The 1,154-nt window shown below is 54.3% G+C and carries 1 protein-coding gene; it reads right to left on the bottom strand.

Features of this window, described 5'->3' with window-relative positions; translation table 11 throughout:
* Positions 1-1,154 (bottom strand): elongation factor Tu (tuf, locus tag CUC53_RS03715; RefSeq protein ID WP_100292902.1); only part of this gene is annotated, 1,154 nt, incomplete at both ends.

Below are 1,154 nucleotides of genomic sequence, written 5' to 3'. Positions count from 1 at the left end.
AGATGTGTATAAGAGACAGTTCACGGATAGCGAAACGCAGGCCGTCGTCCATTGCGATCGGTGCAATCAGGGTAACAACCATTTTGATGTTGTCGCCCGGCATGACCATCTCTACGCCTTCCGGCAGTTCGATGGTTCCAGTCACGTCGGTTGTACGGAAGTAGAACTGTGGACGGTAGCCTTTGAAGAACGGGGTATGACGACCACCTTCTTCTTTGGACAGCACGTACACTTCAGATTCGAACTTGGTGTGCGGCTTGATTGAACCCGGCTTGGCCAGTACCTGACCACGCTCTACGTCTTCACGCTTAACACCACGCAGCAGCGCGCCGATGTTCTCGCCTGCACGACCTTCGTCCAGCAGCTTACGGAACATTTCAACACCGGTACAGGTGGTAGAAACGGTATCTTTGATACCCACAATTTCTACTGTCTCACCAACTTTAACGATGCCGCGCTCTACACGACCGGTCACGACGGTACCACGGCCAGCGATAGAGAATACGTCTTCGATTGGCATCAGGAACGGCAGGTCAATGGCACGCTCTGGCTCAGGGATGTAGCTATCCAGGTGGCCAGCCAGCTCGATGATCTTCTCTTCCCATGCTGCGTCGCCTTCCAGCGCTTTCAGCGCGGAACCACGGACTACCGGCAGGTCATCACCTGGGAAATCGTACTCGGTCAGCAGTTCACGCACTTCCATCTCGACCAGCTCGAGCAGCTCTTCGTCATCAACCATGTCACACTTGTTCATGAACACGATCATGTACGGGATACCAACCTGACGACCCAGCAGGATGTGCTCACGAGTCTGCGGCATCGGGCCGTCAGTCGCTGCTACTACCAGGATCGCGCCGTCCATCTGGGCAGCACCGGTGATCATGTTTTTAACGTAGTCGGCGTGACCCGGGCAATCTACGTGGGCGTAGTGGCGGGTAGCGGTGTCGTACTCTACGTGGGAGGTATTAATGGTGATACCACGCTCACGCTCTTCCGGTGCCTTGTCGATCTGGTCGAAGGCGAAAGCTTTACCACCAAAGTGCTTGGCCAGCACGTTGGTGATAGCTGCTGTCAAAGTGGTTTTACCATGGTCAACGTGGCCGATAGTACCCACGTTAACGTGCGGTTTATTACGCTCAAATTTTTCTTTAGAC

This window comes from Aeromonas cavernicola, from assembly GCF_002795305.1.
GTDB classification, from domain to species: domain Bacteria; phylum Pseudomonadota; class Gammaproteobacteria; order Enterobacterales; family Aeromonadaceae; genus Aeromonas; species Aeromonas cavernicola.
The sequence above is the reverse complement of the archived record's forward strand: the minus strand, read 5'-3'. Positions and strand labels throughout refer to the sequence as shown.